18 protein-coding genes are annotated in these 22,073 nt (G+C 33.9%); 15 read left to right on the top strand and 3 right to left on the bottom strand.

What is annotated here, in order from left to right:
* Positions 1–4: 4 nt before the first annotated feature.
* A complete protein-coding gene (gene rpsJ, locus SUDEN_RS01485) occupies positions 5–316 on the bottom strand; it encodes a 30S ribosomal protein S10 (protein WP_011371921.1) in 312 nt (103 codons plus the stop codon).
* Between the two features lie 155 nt (positions 317–471).
* Here rpsJ and SUDEN_RS01480 point away from each other — a divergent pair, with 155 nt between their 5' ends.
* The 15 genes from SUDEN_RS01480 to SUDEN_RS01405 all read left to right on the top strand — a co-directional run bounded on the left by SUDEN_RS01480 (position 472) and on the right by SUDEN_RS01405 (position 19,025).
* Positions 472–1,536: an ATP-binding protein gene (locus SUDEN_RS01480; RefSeq protein ID WP_011371920.1), complete on the top strand. Its 1,065-nt coding sequence runs from the start codon at positions 472–474 to the stop codon at positions 1,534–1,536.
* Positions 1,537–1,619: 83 nt separating this feature from the next.
* Positions 1,620–2,948, top strand: coding sequence for a methyl-accepting chemotaxis protein (locus tag SUDEN_RS01475; RefSeq protein ID WP_011371919.1), 1,329 nt, complete (start codon positions 1,620–1,622; stop codon positions 2,946–2,948).
* On the top strand, positions 2,945–3,310 hold the full coding sequence (locus SUDEN_RS01470; RefSeq protein ID WP_011371918.1) for a response regulator: 366 nt from the start codon (positions 2,945–2,947) through the stop codon (positions 3,308–3,310). The genes SUDEN_RS01475 and SUDEN_RS01470 overlap by 4 nt, the downstream gene beginning before the upstream one ends.
* On the top strand, positions 3,310–4,890 hold the full coding sequence (locus SUDEN_RS10975; protein ID WP_011371917.1) for an ATP-binding response regulator: 1,581 nt from the start codon (positions 3,310–3,312) through the stop codon (positions 4,888–4,890). Before SUDEN_RS01470 ends, SUDEN_RS10975 begins: the two co-directional genes overlap by 1 nt.
* Positions 4,880–5,446 carry a ribonuclease HII gene (locus tag SUDEN_RS01460; RefSeq protein ID WP_011371916.1) on the top strand — a complete coding sequence of 189 codons (567 nt, stop codon included), beginning with the start codon at positions 4,880–4,882 and terminating at the stop codon, positions 5,444–5,446. Before SUDEN_RS10975 ends, SUDEN_RS01460 begins: the two co-directional genes overlap by 11 nt.
* Positions 5,447–5,598: 152 nt before the next feature.
* Entirely contained in the window at positions 5,599–7,791 is a 2,193-nt protein-coding gene (locus tag SUDEN_RS01455; protein ID WP_011371915.1) for a TonB-dependent receptor, read from the top strand.
* A 20-nt stretch (positions 7,792–7,811) separates the two neighbouring features.
* Complete coding sequence (exbB, locus tag SUDEN_RS01450; protein ID WP_011371914.1) at positions 7,812–8,264, top strand: TonB-system energizer ExbB; 453 nt, start codon at positions 7,812–7,814, stop codon at positions 8,262–8,264.
* A complete protein-coding gene (locus tag SUDEN_RS01445) occupies positions 8,245–8,628 on the top strand; it encodes an ExbD/TolR family protein (protein ID WP_011371913.1) in 384 nt (127 codons plus the stop codon). Before exbB ends, SUDEN_RS01445 begins: the two co-directional genes overlap by 20 nt.
* A gap of 14 nt (positions 8,629–8,642) precedes the next feature.
* Entirely contained in the window at positions 8,643–9,302 is a 660-nt protein-coding gene (locus SUDEN_RS01440) for a sulfite exporter TauE/SafE family protein (protein ID WP_041672171.1), read from the top strand.
* Positions 9,303–9,314: 12 nt separating this feature from the next.
* Positions 9,315–12,071: a nitrous oxide reductase accessory protein NosL gene (locus SUDEN_RS11185; RefSeq protein ID WP_011371911.1), complete on the top strand. Its 2,757-nt coding sequence runs from the start codon at positions 9,315–9,317 to the stop codon at positions 12,069–12,071.
* Positions 12,058–13,038: a 4Fe-4S binding protein gene (locus SUDEN_RS01425; RefSeq protein WP_011371910.1), complete on the top strand. Its 981-nt coding sequence runs from the start codon at positions 12,058–12,060 to the stop codon at positions 13,036–13,038. The genes SUDEN_RS11185 and SUDEN_RS01425 overlap by 14 nt, the downstream gene beginning before the upstream one ends.
* Complete coding sequence (locus SUDEN_RS01420) at positions 13,031–14,299, top strand: 2-hydroxyacyl-CoA dehydratase family protein (RefSeq protein ID WP_011371909.1); 1,269 nt, start codon at positions 13,031–13,033, stop codon at positions 14,297–14,299. Before SUDEN_RS01425 ends, SUDEN_RS01420 begins: the two co-directional genes overlap by 8 nt.
* A complete protein-coding gene (locus SUDEN_RS01415) occupies positions 14,296–15,102 on the top strand; it encodes an acyl-CoA dehydratase activase (RefSeq protein ID WP_011371908.1) in 807 nt (268 codons plus the stop codon). Before SUDEN_RS01420 ends, SUDEN_RS01415 begins: the two co-directional genes overlap by 4 nt.
* A gap of 1 nt (position 15,103) precedes the next feature.
* On the top strand, positions 15,104–15,805 hold the full coding sequence (locus SUDEN_RS01410) for an energy transducer TonB (protein ID WP_011371907.1): 702 nt from the start codon (positions 15,104–15,106) through the stop codon (positions 15,803–15,805).
* Between the two features lie 100 nt (positions 15,806–15,905).
* A complete protein-coding gene (locus SUDEN_RS01405; RefSeq protein WP_011371906.1) occupies positions 15,906–19,025 on the top strand; it encodes an efflux RND transporter permease subunit in 3,120 nt (1,039 codons plus the stop codon).
* 70 nt (positions 19,026–19,095) lie between these two features.
* Here the strand turns inward: SUDEN_RS01405 and SUDEN_RS10970 are convergent, their stop codons facing one another.
* On the bottom strand, positions 19,096–21,087 hold the full coding sequence (locus SUDEN_RS10970) for a methyl-accepting chemotaxis protein (RefSeq protein ID WP_011371905.1): 1,992 nt from the start codon (positions 21,085–21,087) through the stop codon (positions 19,096–19,098).
* A gap of 62 nt (positions 21,088–21,149) precedes the next feature.
* Positions 21,150–22,055 (bottom strand): hypothetical protein, encoded by a 906-nt coding sequence (locus tag SUDEN_RS01395; protein ID WP_011371904.1) that lies wholly within the window; start codon positions 22,053–22,055, stop codon positions 21,150–21,152.
* Between the last annotated feature and the right edge of the window lie 18 nt (positions 22,056–22,073).

Genomic DNA, 22,073 nt, shown 5'->3' with positions numbered 1-22,073 from the left:
CTCCTTACTTATCCATAGAGCGGACTTCAACATCCACTTCAGGTGCAAGATCAAGTTTCATTAGAGAATCTACTGTTTCAGGCGTTGCTGAAACAATATCAATTACTCTAGCGTGCATACGAATTTCAAACTGCTCACGTGAACTTTTGTTTACGTGTGGAGATTTGATAACTGTATATTTACGAATCTTTGTTGGTAAAGGTATCGGACCACGAATTACCGCGCCTGTACGCTTAACAGCCTCTACGATTGATGCTACAGATCTATCAAGTACACGATGATCATAAGCTTTCAATTTTAAACGAATTTTTTCCATGTTTTTCCTTCTAAAGAACTCGTCAGGTCTAGCCTAACTATTTAAGGGAGCGGAATTGTATCCAAAGTATCTCTTTAATTCAAGAATATATGGACTAAATTTTAAAATATATATAAATTTATTTCCTTTTAAAAAGGAAATGGTAAAATTGCAACATGGAAATATTATTAGAAGAGCTATATAAAATTGATATAAATTTAGAAAAGTTTCATACAAGAAAGCTTTTTTTAGATAAAGATAGTTATCAAATAAATGGAATCACTCAAAGCGGAAAAACTAAACTTGTAAAAAATTATCTTTTAGGTCTTAAAAAAAGTAGTTATTTATATATTGATTGCAAAGATTTGCGTATAGATAAAGATAGATTAAACAAAACTCTCGGTAATTTTTGTACAAACAACAAAATAAGTACGCTTGTTCTTGATAACTACACACCTTCTGTAAATATAGTAAATGTTGCTCAGCTTATAATCTGTTGTGAAGTACATTATGAATTAGATTTTTTAACAACTCTAAAATTATATCCTCTTGACTATGAAGAGTTTTTGACCTACGAGTACAAGTATGATTCAACAGCCCTAAACCATTTTTTTAAACTTGGAGGCTTTCCCTCTATGCATAAAGTAAGCTCTGATGAGAGAGCGCTGTATCTTCAAAAAATTTTAAAAAACAATCTAACTTCGACAGAACTAGAGATACTGATTTTCTGCACAAAAATGATGGCACAAAAAATATCACCTTACTCTATATATGAACGATTAAAACAGACACAAAAAATTTCTAAAAATAGTCTCTATATGGCGTTTGAACTTCTTAGCTCAAAAGGATATATTCATCAACTTCAAAAAGTTGCCCATCCAAAGGCAATAAGGAAGATATATTTATGTGACATATCTTTAAAATCTGCTCTCACAATAGAGAAGCAATTTAGCAAGCTCTTTGAAAATATGATATATCTAGAACTTCTAAAGTCTAATCGAGATGCGTTTTATGATGAAAATATAGATTTTTATCTTCCCTCATGTGATGAAGTAATTCTGGGGATGCCATTTGCTGATGAGAGAATACTTTTTAAAAAAATGGAAGCAATAGAGGCTTTTTTATTTACCTATCAAATTAAGAAAGTTACTGCAATCACTATGAGTACTGAGGGAAGAATGAGCCATCCACTCTCACGTGTTGAGATGATTCCCTTTGATATTTGGGCAATAAGTGACTAAAAGTTGAGTTATTTTCTATTATTCTTAGCAGATAGATATAAAACTGTGATAAAATTAACGACCAAAAAAAGGGGTTGTGATTTATGTTTTTTTCAAAAAATAGTGATAAGAATAGAACTAAAGAGTTGGAAGATGAGATATCTTCTTTAAAAGAGTCACTAGCGTTCTATAAAGAGATAGCCAAATTTTCTCAAGAGGAGATGCTTATAGTATTTGCTGCTGATGGCTCTACTCTTTTTCAAAATGAGAAGGCTCTCTCACAGATTAAAGACAGTAGTGCACTATATAAAGAACTTCAAAAAAGTAGTAGCACTATTTCACTCAATGATTGCAGTGGAAAAGTTGTTTCTAAAAAAACAGATGACAATAGTGCTTACATGTATAGAATAACTAAAACCGATATGCGTGATACTCGTGAGAGTGACATCTTAACTCTTCATCAAAAAGCTATAACAGCAGCGCTCACAGATACTCAAAAAACATTCTCTCAAATGCTTGAAGAATTAAAAGTTATGAAGAGTGAATCTGTAGAGGTAGCAAATGATTCCAAAGATGGACTTTTCCTAATACAGCAATCTGCACAAGCAATGGATAAACTAAGCCAAAATACACAACTCAACATAACTGGCATGGACTCACTCAACCAAAGAAGTGGTGAAATTTCAACAGTTATTACACTTATCCAAGACATAGCAGATCAGACAAACTTGCTAGCGCTTAATGCTGCTATTGAAGCAGCCCGCGCAGGCGAGCATGGAAGAGGATTTGCAGTTGTTGCTGATGAAGTGAGAAAGTTAGCTGAAAAAACGCAATCTGCTACTAAAGATATCTCACTTGTTGTTAAAGCTATGCAACAAGAGACGAATGAAGCGCAAACAAATACCAATGAAGTGAATAACATAGTAATAGATACCAAAGTGAAGATAGAGGATGTAAGTCTAAAAATCAAATCTTTTGAAGAGAACGCTTCAAGAAGTCAATATGAAGTTGAACATATAAGCGATAAAATTTTTGCATCTTTGGCAAAAATTGATCATGTTATCTACAAACATAACGTTTATGCTCTTATTTTTGGTGAAGAGAATAACTTTAAGAGTACCTCTCACACAGAGTGCAGATTGGGCAAGTGGTATAGCAGCGGCATAGGTAAAGATAACTTCTCGAAAATGCCATCTTATGCGAAACTAGAGACTCCTCACGCCATAGTGCATGAGCAAGCAAACCTACTTGCATCTGAGTGTGGTGAGGATAAAGTTGTATGCTCAAAAGAGATTATTGAAAAACGTATTCATGCAATAGAGCGAGCGAGTGATGATGTATTTAAATATCTTGATGCCTTGGTCGAAGAAAAAGCTAAAGAGATGATGCATTTGGCGGCAAAAACACTATTTAAAACAGGAGAAAAAAAGTGAAAAATATAGTTATTATAGATGATGAGAGTGATATATTAAATATGCTAGAGAGACATTTGTCTCGTGATAGTGAGTACAAAGTAAAAACGTTTAGTAATCCAATTAATGCTATCGCTTCACTTCCAAAAGATACAGATTTAATACTTCTTGATATTATGATGCCTCAAATGAACGGTTTAGATGCACTTCCAAAACTACTTGAAGTAAATCCAAAAACAAAAGTTCTTATGATGATTGCATACTCAACTCTCGATAAAGTGCTCAATGCACACAGATATGGAGCAACTGATTATGTTATGAAACCATTTGCGTCACTTGATGTACTTAGCAAAAAAATCAAAGAAGTTTTGAGAAAAAATTAATGGTATCAAATGATATATCTATCCTTTTTGTTGAAGATGATAAAGAGGTTAGAGCTCAAATTTCTGATTTTTTAACATCTAATATGTTTAAGGATGTTTATGTAGCAAATAATGGCAAAGATGGACTTTTAAAATATAACATACATAAACCTGACATTGTCCTGAGTGATTTAAATATGCCAATTATGGATGGACTTGAGATGTCAAGAGCTATTAAAGCTTTAGATGAAAATACTCCTATACTTCTTATAACTTCTAATTTCGAAAAAAATGTAACAGAAGCCGCTGTTGATATCGGTATAGAGGGTTGTCTCTTTAAGCCTCTTTCACTTAATAGAGTTGAAAAAATATTAACTAAATATATAGAAAAAATTATGTTTCAAAGAGAGTTTAAAAATAAGCAAAAACTCTTAGAGCAGTACAAAAGCATTATAGATATTAGCTCTTCTGTAACCAAAACAGATATAAATGGAATCATAACTTATGTAAATAATCCTTTTTGTGACATGTCTGGATATTCAAAAGATGAACTTTTAGGAAAAAATCATACTATTATCAGCCATCCAGATAACTCAAAAGAGTTTTATGAAGAGATTTACTCAACATTAAGAGATAAAAAAATATGGCGAGGTCATATAAAAAATAGAAGAAAAAATGGCGACTCTTACTACGAAAGTAGTGTAATCGCCCCTATTTTAGATGAAAATGACGAGATAGTTGAATGTATATCATTAAAACAAGACATAACAGAACTTTATGCAAAAAAAGAGCTCCTTAAAAAAAGAGTAAAAGAGGAAATTGAAAAAAATATTCAGCTCAAGCAAGAGCGGGAAAAAGAGAGGCTTTTAGAGGAGAGATTTTCTATTATTGGCAAGATGGCAGCGGGAATTACTCATGAAATAAATACTCCACTTACTTACATAAAAGGTAATCTTGAACTTATGATGCATGATATTAAAGATTTAGATGATGAGATAAAACAAAAAAACTATCTTCAAGAAGATAGCAAAGTGATACTTGAGGGTGTTAATAGAATCTCTTCCATAGTAGAATCCATGAGAGAGATGGCATCACAGGCAAAAGGGATGGCACAAGAGAGTAATGTCTATTCATCTCTTATTACAGCGCTTATACTATCCTATACAAAAGCATCTTATATCAGCGTGCAAAACAGCCCTTTTAAAATTAGCATGGATAAAAATAGATATAGCTTTATAGCCCCTATTCAAAAACAGAGAATAGAGCAGGTTTTTATTATCATCATAAATAATGCGCTTGATGCACTTAAATTAAATCAACCTTTTGATGCAAGAGAGCTAAACATCTCGCTAAGAGATGACGATGAGTATGTTGTAGTTAGCTTTAAAGATAATGGAGGCGGTATAGATGAGGGGATAATGCCTCATATCTTTAATCCTTTTCAAAGCACTAAAGTAGAGGGTGGTATTGGGATAGGACTCAATGTTGCAAAAAGAATCATGCAAGATCATGGTGGAGAAATTTTAGCACGTAACTATGAAAAGGGTGCTATTTTTGAAGTATATATTCCAAAGAGGTCAAAGCTGCAAGATGACTCTTAACTTATGTGGAATTGACGAAGCTGGGCGTGGACCAATTGCTGGAGATTTAGTGGTTGCTGGATGTATTTTAAACTCACATGTAGATGGTTTAAACGACTCTAAAAAGCTAAACGAAAAAAAAAGAGAAGCTCTTTATGAGATAATTATCAAAAATTCTTCTTACCATATAGTTAAGTTTAGCGCTAAAGAGATAGATGATAACGGCATCTCTATATGTATGAAAAAAGCTCTTCTTGAGATTATGAAAAATCTTACATGTAAGGAGTACCTATTTGATGGAAATACAAACTTTGGTATAAACAACCTTCCTACTATGATAAAAGCTGATGGTAAAATTCCAGAGGTTAGTGCTGCTTCAATTTTAGCCAAAGTAACACATGATAGAAATATTATCAATGACGCTAAAAAATATCCACAGTATCAATTTCAAAAGCATAAGGGTTATGGAACTGCTCTACATGTAGAGATGATTAAAAAGTATGGATACTGCGAAATTCATAGAAAAAGTTATAAGCTTAAAGCACTAAACACTCTTGTAACACCTACTCTGTTTTAAACTATCACTGAAGAAAACAACCATTCTAACTTAATAGAGCAGTCCTCTTTTTATTAAAGTTATCTTATAATTAAAAATTAACATAAAATTAACAATTAATTATTATACTTCATCTTAGAATTTAGGTCAATATCTTAAGTGAAGGTTAAATAATGAATAAAAAAATCTATTTCTCAATAGTTTGTGCGTTAGCTATTAATGTCGCTGCATCAGATTTAGGAACCATCAAAGTTGAGTCATCAACTATTGATAGTAAATTTGATACAAAAAAAACAGAGGTTTCAAATACTGCTACGATAAGCGGTGAAAGTGTTGATATGGCACACACTGAAAATATACAGCAGATTTTACAATCAATTCCTGGTGTTACAACAGAGGTAAAATCAGGAGATACAGTAAAAATTCACTTACGTGGTGTTGAAAATCAGATGTATATGGGTGAAAAGCCAGGTGTTGCGATAGTGATTGATGGTGTGCCTGTTTTTGAGAGAACAGGAAGCGTCAACATCGATCTTGACAATATCGAGAGTATAAAAGTCATAAAAGGTGGAGCTTCTTATCTTTTTGGAGATGATGCTCTCTCAGGTGCTGTAATTATTACTACAAAAAGAGGCGCTAAGTATAATAACAATTTTGGTGCTGTTGAATTTGGAAGTTTTGGATATCAAAAGCTACTAGCTAGAAGTGGCTATGCAAGCGATAATTTAAGTTTCCATCTACAAGCTAGCCAAAAAGAGAGTGATGGTTATTGGCAAGATTCGGCGAGTGTGGCAAAATATTTAAATGGCAAGCTACAGTACTACATAGATGACACATCTGATGTTACATTTGGGTTTGAGTATTCAGATAGAGAAAAAGATACCCACGGAACCGTAGGTGGAGAGAGTGCAGCTAGAACAAATCCTAAATCAATTTATGATGGCGACCAAGATAGCAGAGACTATACGAGAAATTACGATGTAACTCTTTTAAAACTCTTTCTTACCTACTCAAAAGATTTTGATTCAAACTCGAACTTACTTCTAAATGGATATGTTTATACAGATGACACCCTATATTTGTCATCACCTCAAACACAAGATAGTAGCGGAATCTCAAACCCTTCTTTAGATGATAAAGATTATACTTACAATAATGATTATGCACAAATACAAAGAGGTATAAAGAGTGAATATCGCACCTCTTCAAACCAGTTTGCAGCGCTTTTAGGCTTAGATTTAAGAGCTAACACGTATGAAAACAAATCTACATATAGAGTAAATCAGGCACTTGTCTCATATCCGCGCGGTATTAGAACAGTAATCCCTAATTATTATCTAGCAGGTGATAAAAAGAGTGATGATACAACAGATGAAAATGTTTATGCTATTTATGGTGAGTATAAACATCAGCTTTCTCAAAACTTAAGTGCTACTGCAAACTTGAGATACGATTTGATTAAACTCGATTATGAAGATTACCGCAGCAACAGTTATAAAGAAGATTTCAAAATTTACTCATACAGAATAGGTTCCAACTATAGAGTAAGTGATAATTTTGATATCTTTGCAAACTTCTCTACAGGCTTTAGAGCGCCAACTGTCGCTCAGTTATATGCTGGAAGTACAAGCAGTTGGGGATATACTCAAAACAATCCTGATTTAAAGCCTGAAAAATCTTATAACTATGAGATAGGAGTTAGAACTAGCTTTAATAAAATCAATTACGAAGCCGCAATTTTCCAAATCGATAGAGAAGATTTTATCATGAAAACATCTGGAAATTATGGTTCAACAAACAACACCAACAATGACATGTGGGATAATGTCGGAGGTGCTAAACATAGAGGCTTAGAACTATCTGCCGAAGGTAAAGCAACGGAGAAATTATTATTTAATCTTGCGTATACATATCTTGATGCATATTATACAAAATATGATAACTTTGGAATTGATTTAGATGGTAGTGCTTACCTCTCAAACCTTACATTTTTCAATGTAACAGGCAATCAAATTCCTAGAACTTCAAAACATCAGGTAAATCTTATTTTAGACTATTTACCAATGAAAAATTTAAAACTATCAACTGAAATCAATGCAAAATCAGCATATTATGCGGATGACTTAAATCAGATAAAAATACCTGGTCAGGCAACTCTAAATCTACTTGCAAACTATAATAATAAAATAGGCGATTATGAGTACAGCCTATTTGCAAGAATAGACAATGTTCTTGACAAAAGTTATTACAATACTGCAAGATCAAGCGGCGACAGAAACGAAGACGGCGTTTTTAATGCCGAAGATTTATCAATTACAGTAAATCAAGGCAGAGTATATACGGCAGGGTTGTCGGTTAAATTTTAATATAAATACAAGGCAGATATATGAACATAGAACTACTTAAAAATATTGTTGATTATGGAATTATAGGTCTTCTTGGAGTTATGAGTTTTATTGCTTTTTGGTTTTGGATTGAGAGAATTCTATTTTACAAAGGGATAGATGTTCGTAATTTTAAGACTAAAGAGGAGCTGGAAATTGCTCTTACCAATAACATTAACATTATCTCAACATTTGGTTCTAATGCACCATATATCGGTCTTCTTGGAACAGTATTTGGCATAATTATCACCTTTTATGCAATGGGGCAAAGTGATAATTTGGATGCAAAAATCATTATGACATCTTTGGCTCTTGCGCTAAAAGCTACTGCAATGGGTCTCTTAGTAGCTATCCCCGCTACAGTGTTTTATAACCATTTAGCTAGAAGAATAGAGGTTGTTTTAGCTCTTTGGGATATAAATGAAAAGGAAAAATATGCAAATCAAAAAGTTTGACTCAATTAACGTAGTTCCTTTTATTGATATTATGCTTGTGCTTTTAGTTATCGTTTTAACAACCGCAACTTTTGTAGCAAAGGGTCTTATTCCTGTTGATTTGCCTAATTCAAAGAGCACCATAAAAGAGGATAATAAAAAAAACTTAACTATCACAATCAAGCAAAACGGGGATATTTTATTTGATAAAACAGCTGTTCTTGTGCAAAATGTAGAAGCTGAGCTCTCTAAGTATGAAACCACTATGCCAATTTATATAAATTGTGACAAAGATGTGAAGTTTGACTTTTTTGTAGTTATTCTTGATGCCCTAAAAGAGAAGAATTTTACTAATCTTGGAATAATCACAAAAAAAGAACAATAAAGAAGAGAGTAGTTATGGAACCAACTGCTTTTTTTTCGATTTTTATCATAGGTCTCTCTTATGGAGCAACAGCATGTATGTTCTCGTGTATGCCGTTTCTTAGCCCTTTGCTTGTGAGTAATTCAAACTCTACAAAAGAGGCTCTTGGAATCATCTTGCCTTTTAGTTTGGGCAGGATATTTAGCTATACATTTATAGCCATAATCGCATATTTGAGCTCTGCTTGGATAAAAGAGATACTTAATGATAATAGTCTATTTGGTTTAATACTTGGAATAAGCACCATGGGAATGGGAGCTTATTTGCTATATAAAAGTTTTAAACCGTCATATTTATGTGGACACACAACATCGCTAATAAAGAAACCTAAACTAAATAAATTTGGTTTTTTTACTATCGGTGCGACAATGTCTATAAACCCATGTGCCCCGATAATGGCACTCTTAGCAGTAGCTGCAAACAGCAGCAATATTTACAACACAATAGGGTTGGGACTCTTTTTCGGGCTAGGTGCCGTTATGTTCTCAATACTATTTTATGGTTTCATAGTATCAAAAGTTATTAAGGGATTTATGGCTCAGTTCTCCTTTTATAAACTTTTTATAGAACGTGCAGCGGCGCTTTTACTCATAATAGTGGGTATTTTGGTGCTCAATGGTATTTTAATACTTTAACGAAGGACGAAAATGGTAAATTTTATAAAGCGGGATAAAAATGATATTTATGCTAAACCTATACTAGGGTTTTTATTTAAAAATCAGAAGTTTTTACTCTCGTTAAAAATAGCAGTCTCACTGCTCTTTGTCTATGCTCTTTATTTTGGTTTTGCACATACACTCAAAGATAATACATTTACAACCGCTGTTTTTTGGGGTATTTTTTGGTCTTTGTTTATGGTTGTGTCGCTTCCGACTTTTGGGCGAATATTTTGTGGCATCTGCCCTCATGGCTTTATGGGAAAATATATCACAAAATACGGGCTTAAAAAAACTATGCCAAAATGGATGCAAAATAGATATATAGGTGTATTGCTGCTTGTTTTTGGATGGTGGGGAGTATATTACATGTTCCCTAATCTTTTTAGAACCGCGCAAGGTACGGCAATTTTATTTACTGTAATGACAATTATTGCGTTTGTAATCTATTTTATATACAAAGATATGAGCTACTGTAAATATATCTGCCCTGTCGGAACGCTAACTCGTGCCTACTCAAAACTCTCATTTACATGGCTTGGTACATACAAAAGTGCTTGTAACGATTGTAGAACTTTTGAGTGTGCGACGGCATGTCCATATAACCTAAAACCTTTTACGTTTGATAGCAGAAACTCTATGACGGATTGTACTCTTTGTATGGATTGCAGCAGTGCATGTGAAGCTGTTAGTTTTAAAGTTAAAAAACCATCTTTTTCTCTGTTTTCAAAGTTTCAAGTTTTAAATGCGGAAGTTTGGGCATTTATTCTTATCCTAGCTTCCATATCTATTACCATGTCATTTCATCATGGCATCGGAAGAAGCAATGCGGCAGGAGACATGATATGGGCAAAAACTGCAGAGTATCTTAAAAATTACATAGATTTCGGCTCAATAGACACCATCGGCTTGTTTGCATTTGTTTATGCTCTTATCTTTACTATTTTAGCCGCAGTTATTGGGATGTTTATTGCATCAAAAATACTCAAAAAAGATTTTAATACTGTTTTTTACGATTTAGGTTACTCTTATGCTCCTCTGTTTATTTTAGGTTCGATTGCCCATTCACTTGAAACATTCTTTTTAAAAGGTTATGAGCATATAGTAGAGGGGTTTGCTTATGGTTTTGGATTCTCGCTTGATGTTGCACCTTTAGCAAACAGAGGCGATGGTTGGTTGCATATGTTTGGCTTACTAAAATGGGTTGCTATAGTCTGGGCTTTAATCATTCTTTACAAAAGAGTAAAGCTTCTTGATGCAAGCAGAGTAAGAAAAATAGTTGCTTTTCCTTTTGCAGCTTCTTTAATTATCTTCTTTTTGGGCATTAACATGTACACGGGTTATATCTTTAAAACCTACGGCAAAGCAACTTCTACTCATGAAAGTCATGGCGGAGGTGGAAAACTTTTTCAAAGCGTTAGCACAGATAAAGCAATACTGCTGCAAACTGCAAAAGAGAAAAATAGCTGCGCTACATGTAACATGAGTTTGACAAACTCCTATAAAGTAAATCACGCGGCTAAGGCTAATAATGAGATAAAACAGTTTTGCTCCATGCACTGTTTAGCGCAAGAGTGCTCAATTAATAAAAGAGAATTAAAAGATTTTCAAGCAGTTGATGCTAAGAGCTTAAAATTCATAAATGCAAAAGAGGCGTATTATGTTTTAGGAAGCAAGATAAAGGGCATCATGTCAAAGAGCAGTAAGTTCGCTTTTAGTGATAAAACAGATGCTATAAATTTTGTAAAAGCAAACGGCGGAGAGATAGTTTCATTTGAAGATGCCTATAAAAATGCGTTAGAAGATTTTGAAGAAAAGAGTAGCACTAATTCAAACATAGCAACACCAAAAGATACCATATATATCTCAGATACAAACCCTTTTGCAGGTAAAAAACATGGCAATGAACATAATCATGGCGGAGGAAGAAGCAGAATCCCAACAAAAGAGATATGGCCAGTTTTTGAAGATACTAGTGGCAACAAGAGCTGTTTGGGCGTTATAGATGCTGAGCTTTATCTCCTTGATGCAGACCTAAACAAAACAAAAATAAGTGCTTCAAAGAAAGAGGGATGCAGCTCTGTTAGTTTTGCAATGCCAAACAATGGCTACTACAACCTTTTTTATATAGATAAAAAAATTCATGAGGGCACATTACATGTAAAGACCGCAAAGTATGAGATTATGAGGTTTAACCACAGTAACGATGCCATTTACGACAAAGAAAAAATGTCGGCTCACTCTATAAAAGAGACCCCTTTTGATATTTTAAGGTTACGAGAAGATGATGAGACTTTTTATCACAATCTCTACTCAGGCGAGAACATAAGAGTTCAAGTTCTGCTTGATGGAGAGGCTATTGAGGGAGCAGATGTAACGCTAAGTACGAAAACTCTCTGGTCAAAAACTCTCAAAACTGACAAAGATGGAGTTGCAACTTTTACGCTAATAGAGGACTATTTTCCTACGTGGAATGAATTTAACAAGAGATATAAAAACGAGTTTTTGTTAACTGCATCTTACATGAGAGATACACAGGGAGACATTAACGGCACAAAGTACGAAAAAGTAAGATACAGCGCAACTTATCCCTCTTTTTACTATCCAAATAGTTCACAATATAGCTCTTACGCTTATGGTTTATCAGCGACCATGCTAACTATAATACTTTCTGGCTTTGCAATTTACTTATACAGAGCAAGACGAGAAAAACCCTTTAAAGAGGTGCGTTTTGATGAAGAAAATTAAAGATTTTATAAATAAGGCAGATATCAGAAGATTTCGCTTTTGGTTGCAGCTCTTCTTTTTTGTGCTCTTTATTTACGGCGGATACTTTGCTATCAACTTAGGAAATAGCATTCCTGTATTTTCTTGCGGATATGACAAAGAGGTGGGCGGAATGTGTTACTTTCTGCCGCTTCAACATCAACTTGCACGTCCTCTGGATGTGCTCTTTAGTGTGGCAAGTATCTCTGTTTTGATTGGTTTTGTAACTTTTTTACTCTGGTTTATCGTCTTTAATAAAGCGTGGTGCGGCTATGCATGCCCGCTTGGAACTATGCAGGATTGGCTGACTGGTTTGAGAAAAAAGATGGGCATTAGATTTAGCACCTATACACAGCCTCAGTTTGATAAGCTCAAAAAAATAAAATATCTAATGCTTGCTTTGGTGATTTTTGCACCTATTGGCGTGGGCATGGGGATTTTAGGTGGGGAGTGGAGAACCGCATTTTGTGAAATCTGCCCAGGTAGAATGATAACACCTCTTTTTGTTGGCGATGTCTCTCAGTGGAGTCTTGATTTTTCTACAAAAACAGCAATGATACTAACCTCTTTAGGTCTTATTTTTACAGGATTGTTTGTTGTTGGCTCATTTATAAAAAAGAGATTTTTCTGCTTTTTCTGCCCTATGAGTGCCATGCACTATATTTTTAGCGATGCGGCACTTTTAAAACTGAAAAAAGACGGCGACAAATGCACAAAATGCGGTGACTGCTACAATGTCTGCGATATGCAGATAAAAGATATCGCCGATGATGTCAAAAGTACAAACATCCTAAGAGACGACTGCATCTTTTGCATGAAGTGTGTAGCCGCATGTCCTGAGGATGACGCTCTGCATGTAGATATTTTAAATATGAAACTCTTCACATCGACAAAAGGCGGCTTTGCAAAAAGAATGGAGATGGATAGGTTGGAGAAAAAAAATGACTGAACATAAAATTGAGACACCAAAAGAGAGACTAAATCGCCATAAAGCGATGGAAGCATCCGCAGTGCTGGAAAAAATAAAACATGATTATAAAGAGCCTCCTCGTGCAATGGAGTATTTTTACGACCTCTATGAGAGAGTACACTGCAAACATGAGTCTCTTCATAGCGACAAAGCAAAAGTCGGGACAATGTGTATTCAAGTTCCTTCCGAGATAATTTATGCACTTGACGCAGTTCCGCTTAGACTCTGCAACGGTTTTTATACGGATGATGAGATAGGAAGCGATTTTTTACCCTCGAAATCATGCCCTTTAGTAAAAGCTACTGTTGGGCAGTTTGTATCAAATAACTTCTCTGATAAGCCCGATGTTATAATATCTCCCACTACATGTGATCAAAAAGCAAAATCGGGTGCAATTATAGAGAGTATGGGATTTAGTGTTTATGATATGGAGTTTCCGCGAACTAAAGAGAGTCATGAGAGCAGAGAGTATTGGAGACGAAGTGTAAGAAAATTTACAAAAGATCTCTCAGAAAATCTCAATACAAAACTCTCAAAGAAAAAACTCAAAGAGTCGATACAAAAAATAGGTTATGCTCAACATCTATACCACAAACTAAATATTTTACGAAAAAATACCGCCTCCCCTATTTTAGGTAAAGATATGTTTTTAGTTACTAACGCATTCTTTTTTGACAAGATAGACAGCTGGATAGATGCCATGAAAAAGCTTTTAGAGGAGTGTGAAGAGATGGTAGAAGCCAAAGTAAATGCGGCATCAAAAATGAGTCCTAGAATTGTCTATACAGGTTCGCCGCCTATATTTCCAAATCTAAAAATTCCTCTCTTAATAGAACTCTGTGATGCCATAATTGTAGCCGATGAAACATGCTCTTCAAATAGAATGTTTAACGACATGGTAAGTGTTGATGAGTGGTTTATAAACGATATGATTGACTCTATCGCAGACAGATACCTAAAAGGTTGCACCTGCCCTATTTTTACCAAAAATGATGACAGAAAAAGAAGAATCTTAGATCTAGTTAAAGATTACAAAGCAGATGGTGTAGTTTATCAAGCCTTTGCAGGATGCCAAGTTTACGAGATGGAACAGCGCTCTGTCTTAGAAGCGATGCAAAAGGCTGGAGTGCCGATACTCTACATTGAGAGCGACTACTCTCCAAGCCAGTCTGGACAACTTACAACTAGAATTGAAGCGTTTGTAGAGTCGCTAAAAAATAGAAAAAGGAGACAACAATGAACTACTTTGCGGGGATTGATATAGGCTCAACAGCAATTAAAATTGCTATAGTTGATGAAAATAGAAAATTAGTAGGTCATAAAATTAGTGCGAGCGGAAGTATGTTTTACAAGTACGCCAAACAAGCACTAAAAGAGATGTTAGATGAACTAAATATTGATGAAAAAAATTTAGTATATAGAGTTGCCACAGGTTATGGAAGAAAACTCTTTAAAGAGGCAGATGAGAATATAAGCGAAATTACCGCAAATGCGATGGGCGCAATGGCTGCTGCTGATGGAAAATGCAATATCAAAACTATAATAAATATAGGCGGGCAAGACTCAAAAGCCATCTCTTTGGATGATGAGGGGAATGTGGTAAATTTTGCCATGAATGATAGATGTGCCGCAGGAACAGGAAAATTCCTAGATGTTGTCGCTATGAATTTAGAGATTGAAGTTGATGAATTAGGTGAATATCACTTCAAATCACAAGGTACGCCACTGGCAATAAATAGTACATGTGCTGTATTTGCAGAGTCTGAAATAATAGGTCTATTGGGAAATGACCATAGCGTAGAGGATATCGTAGCAGGTGTTCACTACTCCATAGCAAAAAGAATCATAAAGCTTCTAAAGCGAGTCGGCATAAACGAGGGCATATACTTTGATGGAGGACCTGCGTTAAATAGCGGCTTGGTTAATGCTATTGAGAATGAGCTTGGCAAAAAAATATTTATCCCAGAATTTCCGCAGATAACAACATCCTATGGAGCGGCAATCTTAGCGTTAGAGTCTTATGAATTTGAGAATAAAATTTAAAATGAACAGATACGTATCCTCATTTATTATCAGTGCTATATCTTACACACTTGTAGGAGCATCACTTATTTATCTTTTTATAATTAAAGAAGATACTCATGAAAAATGCAAGATTGAAAATATTCAAAAAGTAAATATTTGTGTAATTGCTCAACCTAAAGAGATTCAAGAGGAGACACCACAAAAGCAGAAGATAGAAAAACCACAAGAGCCAAAACCACTCCCTAAACCTATTGAGAAAAAGCCTTTGCAAAAACCTATTAAGAGAGAAGCTGTTGTTCAAAAAGAGCCTATTACTGAGCCTCTAAAAACAGAATCAATTCCAGAAGTTACAAATGAACAACCTCAACCCCAAGTAGAAAAAGAGAATAAAAAAGCAACTTCAAACATAGAAAAAGTAGTTGAAAATGATACAAAAGAGAGAGATAGAGAAATCTTTATCAATAATCTAATAAAACGAATAAATGATAATAAATCATACCCTATAGCTGCTAGAAGAAGAGCCATTCAAGATAGTGTTGAAGTAGAATTTATGATACTTATAGATGGAAATGTAGATTACATAAAGGTAATCTCAGGTCATAATATTTTTGAAAAATCAGCTACACAGGCGATAGAAAACAGCTTTCCTATGGAAATAGACAAAACTCTCTTTGATTTTCCTAAAAAGTTTAAAATTAAGATTGCGTACATACTAAAGTAAGAATTGGATTTATTGGCTGAATGAGCATTTTTAAGAGAGGGTATAACGGCTAGCACAATGAGTATAAACCCCATAAACATGAAGATAGGTAAATTAATATATGTTTGAGAGAGTCCTAAAATTTTTTATTGAGAATTATAAGATCAACTATACTCTCTTTTTTTTACTATTTGCAGCTGGAATCTATGCTTATTCTCAAATACCAAAAGAGATATCACCTTCTATTGAACCTAACTCTGTGACAATACATGGTTCTTATGCAGGTGCTTCTGTAGATATTTTAAACAAAATGGCAGTGCAAGAGATAGAGGATGAAGTTAAAAATATTGTCGGTGTAGATAGCGTAACATCCGTTGTATCGCCAGGTAGATTTACTATAGTATTAGAGTTTGATAAAAGAGTGGACAAAGCCACAATAATAAGAGATGCAGAGGATGCAATAGCACTAATAAAACCAAATCTTCCAAGTGACATGGATGACCCTGTTATCCGAGGAGTAGCACACTCAAGAAGCATAATGCATGTATCAATTATCTCTTCTAAAATCTCTAGAGACAAACTAAAACTCTTATCTAAAAAACTAAAAAGTAATCTGCTCTCTGTTAAAGACATATCAGATGTGACTATATTTGGAGATTCTGATCTTTTTTATGAAGTTTTGATAGATGAAAAAAAAGTAAATGCGTATAATCTCTCTTTGGATGAGATACTCAGAGTATTTTCTGAGCTCTCCTATATATTTCCTCTTGGAAAGATAGATAACGTCAAAGAGCAGTACTATATCTCTACACAAAATGACAAAAAACTCTCTTGTGAGCTGGAAAATACCATCATAAATATAAATGATCAGCAAATAGTCTTAAAAGATATAGCAAAAATAGAGAAAAAATATGAAGACTCCTCAACGCTTGCGAGCATGAATGGAGAAGACTCAATCACTCTAGCTATCTCTCAAAACCCTAAAGGCGATGCAATAAGAATAGCCGATGATGTCAAAAAACTCATCTCAGAGATGAGTGTTGATGATGTTGATTTTAATATAAGAATGGATAATTCAATAGTTATAAGAGATAGACTAAATATTGTTATTTCTAATATACTTTTTGGTTTGATACTTATAACACTCTTAACTGCTGTTCTAATCAATATACGCATAGCGCTCATCATTGCACTTGGTATTCCTACATCTTTTGTAATGGGCGCAATTTACTTCTACTTTACAGCATACAGTATAAATGTAAATTCATTGATAGGAGTGCTTATTGCCATTGGTATTCTTGTTGATGACGCCATTGTTGTAAGTGAAAATATTCAACAATATATAGAAAAAGGTTACTCCGCAAAAGAGGCGGCATTGCTTGGAACACAAGAGGTTGCAAAGGCTGTAACTATAGCTTCTTTAACTACTCTTTTCTCTTTTATACCTCTTTTGATGCTAAGCGGAAAACTCGGTGAGATTATACAGCTTATACCTATTGCCTTTTCTGCACTTGTAATTGCTTCACTCATTGAATCTTTTATTTTTTTACCTATACATGCGGCTCATACTCTCTCTTCAAATTCAAAAACTATGTCTTGGGAAAAGATTAATTTGCTCTATTTAAGAGCCCTAAAAAAGCTAGTTGGATACCAAAAAAGTTTTTTACTTATATTTTTAATAATAGTACCCGCCCTCATTTATTATGGAGTAAAGCATTCAAAATTTCAAATGTTTCAGCCTTTTGATACTTCCTCTATAAATATTACCTTTAAAGCAAAACCCACTACAACCCTTGAGCAGTCACTAGAGATTGTGCAAACTTTAGAAAAGAATATTTTAAAAGAAAAAGATAGGTTTTTTGTAAAACATGTAAGCTCTACAGCAGGATACAGAAGGAGCGCAACAGGCACTACAGAGATTTACCCGTATGTAGGATACATCTCTATAGAACTCCATAATATGAAGCCTGAAAACTTTGTAGATAAGTATATAACGCCATATTTAAGCTTTTATTACGACTCCAAAGATAGAATACGAGACAAATCTTCACAAGATATTTCAAAAGATATCAGAGAGTGGTTAAAAGAACAAGATTATCAAGAGAGATTTAATCTAAACAATTTAATGGTTGTGGAAAACAGCATGGGGCAAACAAAAGCTGATATTCGCATAGGTGTTATTAGTGATGATTATAAAAAGGCTCTAAGTGCCATAAGAGAGATAGAAGATGGTTTTTCTAAAATTGATGGCATAAAATACTTTGGTGATGATGTTAAAGTTGGAACACAGGAGATAAAACTAAAACTAAACAGTTATGCAGAAGAACTTGGCATCACAGAAAAATATCTTGGCACCTATATCTCAGGACTTTTTCTCTCAAGAAAGGTTGGGACGATATTTGATGGAAAAGAGCTTTTGGATATAAAAGTAAAATCTTTCTATATTAAAGATGACTTAGAGAGTTTTGCAGAACTTGAAATACCGATAAAAAATAGAGGACATGTAAAACTAAAAGATATTTGTGAATTTGAAAAAGTTGAATCTCTAGAAAATTTAGTTAAAGATGACGGCGAAACCAACTTTTATGTTTTTGCAAATGTGGACCCCTCAATTATAACAGCAACTGAGGTATTGCAAATGATGAACCCACTCATAGATAAACTCAAAAATACGCAAGATATCAGATTAAAATTCAAGGGAGAAAAAGAGCAAAAAGAGACCATGCAAACTGAAATGATATTGGCTTCTATTCTTGCTATTATTCTTATATTCATCTCAATCTTGTACCTTTTCAACTCTCTTAGAGAGACGTTGATAGTTATGTCGGTTATCCCTTTTTCTATTCTTGGTGTATATATAGGTCACTTTATCATGGGTTTAAATATCTCACTACCCTCTCTTATTGGGGCATTGGGACTCGCTGGTGTTATTGTTAATGATGGAATTCTTATGATGGCAACAATAAAACGTGCAAAAACAAAAGAGGAGATATTTATTCTCGCTCCAAAGAGATTTAGACCTATTATACTTACATCTGTAACTACAATTGTAGGTCTTTGTTCATTAATCTTTTTCGCAACAGCAGAAGCTGTGACATTTCAACCCTTAGCAGTAGCCATGGGTTTTGGGCTATTATGGGGAACGATACTAAACCTATTTTATCTTCCTGTAACATATAATTTTTTACATGGATATAAAAACTATAATAAAAGAAGCAAAATATTTAAAACTTTTGAATAATAAAATCTCATAATAAATTATTAGACAAATGCTGAGCGAAAACGTTAAAAAAACGTTCTCGCACTCTTAGTTAGAACTTTTTAGTACTTATACTTTGAAGTGTTTTTTTAGACATCTCATCTAGTTTAATTGCAATATTTTCAATCTCTTTTGTATGTATAGCGTGCTCTTGAGTTGTTTTATCTATAACTTTAATAGAGTCTGTGGCCATATTTATATCTTTAACCTGCTCCTCTATTGTAGTTCCTATATCAACAACTGCCTGAGTAAGAGATTCTATGTTTATATTTATATCATCAAGGCTTCGTTGTGTATTTTCTGCAAGTTTTCTAACCTCATCAGCAACAACAGCAAATCCACGCCCATGTTCACCTGCACGTGCAGCTTCAATAGCAGCGTTTAGTGCTAGGAGATTTGTCTGGTCTGCAATTTCAGATATTACATTTACCACTGATTTTATATCGGTTGATTTTATTACAACAGCTTTTGTCATCTGTGAAACTTCAACAACAGAACTATTTGCTAACTCCATTGTTTTAGAGATATCTTTGAGCATTGATGCTTGTTTATATGAGCCTTCTGCTAATGTCTGCATTCTCTCAATAAGACTCACTGAAGTTCGTGTAAGCTCATCCGCATTTGTATTTGAATCTCTTAGCATATCTCTTATGGTTTGCCCAATACTGTTTATTGCTTGAGACACTTTTGCCTCATCATTCTCAAGAGTAGCTCTAAAATCAGAATTTTTAAAACTATCCAAAACAGCCACAAGTGAATTTATATCTTTTGCAACACTGTTTTTTAAAGAGTAGAGCATTTTATTTAAACTATCTTTTAATTCAAAAAGAGCTTGATTTTGAGTTGATTTAGTTACTTCTTGATTAAGATTTCCTCTCTCTACTTCCATAACTACTCTTTTTACATCATTGATAAGATCTTGGTCTAGCTCAATATTCTCTTTTGTTTTTAGAATATTTTCATTTACAATCTTAGCCATCTTACCGATTTCATCATTTGTATCTATCGCTATGAGTTCCGCTTTATTGCTCTGTTTGTTTAGGTATTTAAAAAATTCCAACAGCCCTTCTTGAAAAACATTTAAAGGATTAAGTACTATTTTTTTGATAGTAACTAATATAGCAATTGTTATGATAAAGATAAGAGAAGCAACTAGCAAAAGTGCGCTGTTTATAATACTGCTTGCGCCATCTATCGCTTTTTCTATACTAGGTCTATCTTTTGCAAGAAGATAAATTCCGATAGGTTTATTTTCAAAATCTTTTATATATGTGTAGGTATAAAAATAGTTCTTATCAACAAAATATCCATCTCTGAGAACAGCTTCCATATCAATAGTTTTAGCTTCTAATAGAAACTTATCATCAATTGTTTTTTGGCTAAGAGTGTAGTTAGAGATTCTGTTTTTTGTATTTGAGAGGTCTGCAACATTTAGCAGTTTGTTATCCATAAGCACTAAGAGGTACTCTTTCTCTTTTAAAAACTGCTTTACTACAGATTCAAAACCCTGCATAAACTCTAATGAGCCTAAATAGCTATTATCAGCTATAACAGGAACCAATCCTCTAATAGTAAGCCCGTTTCTACCAACTTCAATCGCTGCCATCGACTTTTTACTCTCTTTGACCTTATTGATTGTGTGTCTAAAGCTAGATAAATCATCGCCGAACTTATCAACTTGCCAATTTCTTAAAAAAGACTTTACATCTTTGTCATGAATATGGATTTTAATATTTTTAAAATCTGTCTGTTCTTTATATGTGTCTCCAATGGATTCGAGTGTTTTTGCAGCCAAAGCTCTGTCATTATTCTTAAGTGAAGCGATTATGTCAGAGTTATTCGCCATGGCAACTGCATTAGTCACGCCTATATCAAACTTAGCATTCATTCTATCTTCTATCTTAGCCGTAAGTGTACTTCTCATATCACTATAAACATTTTGTACAATCGCAGCCTTAAAATAATTAAGCACAAAGAAGCTACTAACCAAGAGTGCAAATGATATACCTATAACAAGTATAGTAACTCTTTTTCCTATTGTCATACACACCCTCTTATTATCAATAATTTAACGGAAATTATCACATATTTTCACTTATTAGTTGCTTATTCTACTATCTCTAAGAGGATAGCTTGAAACTGCTCTTGAGCTTTTAATAAGACATCTACTCCATCTTTATCTTTTATAAGAGCGCTGCTTATCCAGTTATAAACTGATGGGTACTCCAGAACAATCTTGTTCTCATCTTTTTTCTTATAGATAGCCAAAGTACATGGGGCAAAAGCCGCTGCTTCAGGTTTTGTCAACGCAACTGTATAGATTACAGGGAGTTTGCAGATTGAGTAGCCATCATAAAAATCATAAGGCGAATCTTTCATGTGCTTGTTTAAATCTAACTTGCCAGCAACTATAAAACCATAAAGGCTAAGCCCATTATCAAGACCTAAGAGAACATTCTCTTTAGCAGTTTTTACATCATCACCATCTACTTCTAACTCATATCTTGTAAGAAGCTCTCTGCTCTCAGAGAGCGGCTCTTGGCTAAGCTTATACTTTGCAGTTGGAAGAACTTTTTTAAGGGTTGCAAGAACTTGACTCTCAAGTTTTTTGATGAGTTCATCTTCAATACCCATTATTTTACTAAGAGAAGCTGATGTTAAAATACTTACATGTAGTGTATTTTCTGCTTTATCTTGATATATTCCAACACCAAGTGGAGTAAATACTCCAGCAACTGGATATTTTTTTACAAGATCAAAAGATGTCTGCTCATGATATATTGTCATAAGAGTAAAAATTTTGAACTTTGTCTCTTTAAACTGAATCATAAAGGGCTTTATCATATCGCTATTTACTGCTATGCCAAACCCATCTTTTACAAACGCTTCTTCGATTTTTTGCGGTGTTATTGCACCATTTTTATTTTCAACTTCAAAAAGGTGTAAATCACCACTTGCACTCACTATTGACGCCATTAAAATCGCCACTATAAAAACATATATTTTTTTCATTTCTAAGCCTTTATTTAT

This window comes from Sulfurimonas denitrificans DSM 1251 (genome assembly GCF_000012965.1).
Taxonomy (GTDB): domain Bacteria; phylum Campylobacterota; class Campylobacteria; order Campylobacterales; family Sulfurimonadaceae; genus Sulfurimonas; species Sulfurimonas denitrificans.
This window is presented reverse-complemented; position numbering and strand designations above follow the sequence as displayed.

Coding starts and splice junctions, on each gene's coding strand:
- rpsJ (WP_011371921.1), bottom strand. CDS start 316: ATGGAAAAAATTCGTTTAAAATTGAAAGCTTATGATCATCGTGTACTT.
- SUDEN_RS01480 (WP_011371920.1), top strand. CDS start 472: ATGGAAATATTATTAGAAGAGCTATATAAAATTGATATAAATTTAGAA.
- SUDEN_RS01475 (WP_011371919.1), top strand. CDS start 1,620: ATGTTTTTTTCAAAAAATAGTGATAAGAATAGAACTAAAGAGTTGGAA.
- SUDEN_RS10975 (WP_011371917.1), top strand. CDS start 3,310: ATGGTATCAAATGATATATCTATCCTTTTTGTTGAAGATGATAAAGAG.
- SUDEN_RS01460 (WP_011371916.1), top strand. CDS start 4,880: ATGACTCTTAACTTATGTGGAATTGACGAAGCTGGGCGTGGACCAATT.
- SUDEN_RS01455 (WP_011371915.1), top strand. CDS start 5,599: ATGAATAAAAAAATCTATTTCTCAATAGTTTGTGCGTTAGCTATTAAT.
- exbB (WP_011371914.1), top strand. CDS start 7,812: ATGAACATAGAACTACTTAAAAATATTGTTGATTATGGAATTATAGGT.
- SUDEN_RS01445 (WP_011371913.1), top strand. CDS start 8,245: ATGCAAATCAAAAAGTTTGACTCAATTAACGTAGTTCCTTTTATTGAT.
- SUDEN_RS01440 (WP_041672171.1), top strand. CDS start 8,643: ATGGAACCAACTGCTTTTTTTTCGATTTTTATCATAGGTCTCTCTTAT.
- SUDEN_RS11185 (WP_011371911.1), top strand. CDS start 9,315: ATGGTAAATTTTATAAAGCGGGATAAAAATGATATTTATGCTAAACCT.
- SUDEN_RS01425 (WP_011371910.1), top strand. CDS start 12,058: ATGAAGAAAATTAAAGATTTTATAAATAAGGCAGATATCAGAAGATTT.
- SUDEN_RS01420 (WP_011371909.1), top strand. CDS start 13,031: ATGACTGAACATAAAATTGAGACACCAAAAGAGAGACTAAATCGCCAT.
- SUDEN_RS01415 (WP_011371908.1), top strand. CDS start 14,296: ATGAACTACTTTGCGGGGATTGATATAGGCTCAACAGCAATTAAAATT.
- SUDEN_RS01410 (WP_011371907.1), top strand. CDS start 15,104: ATGAACAGATACGTATCCTCATTTATTATCAGTGCTATATCTTACACA.
- SUDEN_RS01405 (WP_011371906.1), top strand. CDS start 15,906: ATGTTTGAGAGAGTCCTAAAATTTTTTATTGAGAATTATAAGATCAAC.
- SUDEN_RS10970 (WP_011371905.1), bottom strand. CDS start 21,087: ATGACAATAGGAAAAAGAGTTACTATACTTGTTATAGGTATATCATTT.
- SUDEN_RS01395 (WP_011371904.1), bottom strand. CDS start 22,055: ATGAAAAAAATATATGTTTTTATAGTGGCGATTTTAATGGCGTCAATA.